Annotated in this window: 2 protein-coding genes; both read left to right on the plus strand. The window is 55.3% G+C overall.

What is annotated here, in order from left to right; all coding sequences use genetic code 11:
• Nucleotides 1–2,534: type I DNA topoisomerase (topA, locus tag QMM04_RS21485; protein WP_282996987.1), on the plus strand; the 2,534-nt coding region annotated here is incomplete at its 5' end.
• 192 nt (nucleotides 2,535–2,726) lie between these two features.
• The gene (cysB, locus tag QMM04_RS21490; RefSeq protein ID WP_282996988.1) at nucleotides 2,727–3,701 is read left to right on the plus strand and encodes an HTH-type transcriptional regulator CysB; all 975 of its coding nucleotides are present in this window, start codon (nucleotides 2,727–2,729) and stop codon (nucleotides 3,699–3,701) included.
• The last annotated feature ends 91 nt before the right edge of the window (nucleotides 3,702–3,792 follow it).

The raw sequence follows: 3,792 nt of genomic DNA on the forward strand, positions 1-3,792 counted from the left end.
GTAATGACTACGTGGTGAAATCCAGCGTCGGTCATATCCGTGATTTGCCGACCAGTGGTTCAACGGCCCGTAAAAGTGCCGACGGGGAAAAGGCGAAAACCGGCAAGAAAGTAAAGAAAGATGAAAAGGCCGCGCTGGTTAATCGCATGGGCGTTGACCCGTGGCACGGCTGGGAAGCGGACTACCAGATTCTGCCCGGCAAGGAAAAAGTCGTCTCCGAACTGAAGAACCTGGCTGCCGATGCCGACCACATCTATCTCGCAACCGACCTTGACCGCGAAGGGGAAGCCATTGCCTGGCACCTGCGGGAAGTGATCGGTGGCGATGACAAACGCTTCAGCCGCGTGGTGTTTAACGAAATCACCAAAAATGCGATTCGTCAGGCGTTCGAGAAGCCGGGCGAACTGAATATTGAGCGCGTCAATGCGCAGCAGGCGCGTCGTTTTATGGACCGCGTGGTGGGCTATATGGTCTCACCGCTGCTGTGGAAAAAAATTGCCCGTGGCCTGTCAGCCGGACGCGTGCAGTCGGTTGCCGTGCGCCTGGTGGTGGAGCGCGAGCGCGAAATCAAAGCCTTCGTACCGGAAGAGTACTGGGAAATTGACGCCGATCTGTCGACGCCGAAAGGCGATGCGCTGGCGGTCAGGGTGACGCATCAGGGCGACAAAGCGTTCCGCCCGGTGAACCGCGAGCAAACCGAAGCGGCCGTGGCCATCCTGGAAAAGGCGCGTTACGCCGTTCTGGATCGTGAAGACAAGCCGACCAGCAGCAAACCGTCGGCGCCGTTTATTACCTCGACGCTGCAGCAGGCGGCGAGCACCCGCCTTGGTTTTGGCGTGAAGAAAACCATGATGATGGCACAGCGTCTGTATGAAGCCGGTCACATCACCTATATGCGTACCGATTCCACCAACCTGAGTCAGGATGCGGTGGCGATGGCGCGTGGCTACGTGGAGAAAAAATTCGGTAAGAACTACCTGCCGGATGCGCCCAACACCTACGCCAGCAAAGAGAATTCACAGGAAGCGCACGAAGCGATTCGTCCTTCTGATGTCAACGTTGCCGCCGAGCAGCTGAAGGATATGGAAGCGGATGCGCAGAAGCTGTATCAGCTGATCTGGCGCCAGTTCGTGGCCTGCCAGATGGTGCCCGCGCAATATGATTCCACCACGCTGACCGTCGGCGCGGCAGATTTCAAACTGAAAGCGAAAGGGCGTACGCTGCGTTTCGACGGCTGGACCAAAGTGATGCCGGCGCTGCGTAAAAATGATGAAGATTTGACGCTGCCGCCGGTGAACGTGGGCGACACGCTGGATCTGAAATCCCTGCTGCCGGGCCAGCACTTTACCAAGCCGCCGGCGCGCTTCAGCGAAGCTTCGCTGGTACGCGAGCTGGAGAAGCGTGGCATTGGCCGTCCGTCTACCTATGCTTCGATCATTTCTACCATTCAGGATCGCGGTTACGTGCGGGTGGAAAACCGCCGTTTCTACGCCGAGAAGATGGGTGAGATTGTTACCGATCGTCTGGAAGAGAACTTCCGTGAGCTGATGAATTATGATTTCACCGCGCACATGGAAGACAGTCTCGATCAGGTCGCGAATAACGAAGCGCAATGGAAAGCGGTGCTGGATTCATTCTTCAGTGATTTCAGCCAGCAGCTGGAGCAGGCGGAGAAAGATCCGGAAGAGGGCGGCATGCAGCCGAACCAGATGGTGCTGACCTCCATCGATTGCCCAACCTGCGGACGTAAAATGGGGATTCGCACTGCCAGCACCGGCGTGTTCCTCGGCTGTTCCGGTTATGCACTGCCGCCGAAAGAGCGCTGCAAGCAGACCATTAACCTGATCCCGGAAAACGAAGTGCTTAACGTGCTGGAAGGCGATGATGCCGAAACCAACGCGCTGCGCGCCCGTCGTCGCTGCCAGAAGTGCGGCACCGCGATGGACAGCTACCTGATCGATAACGGCCGTAAACTGCACGTCTGTGGTAATAACCCGGAGTGTGACGGTTATGAAATCGAGCAGGGTGAATTCCGTATTAAAGGTTATGACGGTCCGATTGTTGAGTGCGAAAAATGTGGCTCTGAAATGCACCTGAAGATGGGGCGTTTTGGTAAGTACATGGCCTGTACCAACGACGAGTGTAAAAATACCCGTAAGATTCTGCGTAACGGCGAAGTCGCGCCGCCGAAAGAAGATCCGGTACCGCTGCCGGAGCTGCCGTGCGAAAAATCGGATGCGTATTTCGTGCTGCGTGACGGAGCTGCGGGCGTGTTCCTGGCCGCTAACACCTTCCCGAAATCGCGTGAAACCCGTGCGCCGCTGGTGGAAGAGCTGCAGCGCTTTGCTGACCGTCTGCCGGAGAAACTGAAATATCTGGCCGAAGCGCCGGCAGTGGATCCGGAAGGCAATAAAACGCTGGTGCGTTTTAGCCGTAAGACCAAACAACAGTATGTTGCCTCAGAAAAAGAGGGCAAAGCGACCGGCTGGTCGGTTTTCTATATCGACGGTAAGTGGCAGGAAGCGAAGAAGTAATCTCCCTGAAGGCCAGCGTTCGCTGGCCTTTTTCCCATCCTTATAGCTAATCGTTCTACATTCTTACGTTAACTGATATAGTAGTTATAGCTTATTGCATTTTGCTGACTCGCTTTCCCTCATTATTACGCCATCAGGGCGGATACACGCCTGCAGGGAATGCACCTCTGTCGCTATCGGGAAGATATAACTATGAAATTGCAGCAGTTGCGTTACATCGTTGAAGTCGTTAACCACAACCTCAATGTCTCCTCCACGGCAGAGGGGCTGTATACCTCGCAACCGGGCATCAGTAAGCAGGTGCGCATGCTGGAAGATGAGCTGGGCGTGCAGATTTTTGCCCGCAGCGGCAAACATCTGACGCAGGTGACGCCAGCGGGTGAAGAGATTATCCGTATTGCCCGCGAAGTTTTGTCCAAAGTGGATGCGATTAAATCGGTTGCCGGTGAACACACCTGGCCAGATAAAGGATCGCTGTACGTGGCCACGACCCACACTCAGGCGCGCTATGCACTGCCTGGCGTAATCAAAGGCTTTATCGAACGCTATCCGCGCGTTTCCCTGCATATGCATCAGGGCTCGCCCACACAAATTGCTGAGGCGGTCTCCAAAGGTAGTGCCGATTTCGCCATTGCCACCGAAGCGCTGCACCTGTACGACGACTTAATTATGCTGCCGTGCTATCACTGGAACCGTGCCATTGTGGTCACGCCAGATCATCCGCTGGCGGGGAAATCCAATGTGTCGATTGAGGAACTGGCTGATTTCCCGCTGGTGACTTACACCTTTGGTTTTACCGGCCGCTCAGAACTGGATACTGCGTTTAACCGTGCCGGATTAACGCCGCGTATTGTTTTTACCGCAACCGATGCCGACGTGATCAAAACCTATGTGCGTTTAGGCCTGGGGGTTGGGGTGATTGCCAGCATGGCGGTGGACCCGGTTTCCGATCCGGATTTGGTGCGCATTGAAGCTTCAGAAATCTTCACCAATAGCACCACCAAGATTGGTTTCCGGCGCAGCACCTTCCTGCGCAGCTATATGTATGATTTCATTCAGCGCTTCGCACCGCATCTGACGCGAGACGTGGTGGACGCCGCTGTGGCGCTGCGCTCAAACGAAGATATCGAAGCGATGTTCCGCGATATCAAGCTTCCTTTCAGGTAATCACCTAACTCATTATTTTTGCGGGATGTCCAGCGACTTCCCGCACACCTCCCGCCGCTTAGCACCAGCAGAACCTCAAAAAATTCCATTA

Source organism: Pantoea sp. Pa-EAmG (assembly GCF_030024295.1).
Taxonomy (GTDB): Bacteria; Pseudomonadota; Gammaproteobacteria; order Enterobacterales; family Enterobacteriaceae; genus Pantoea; species Pantoea dispersa.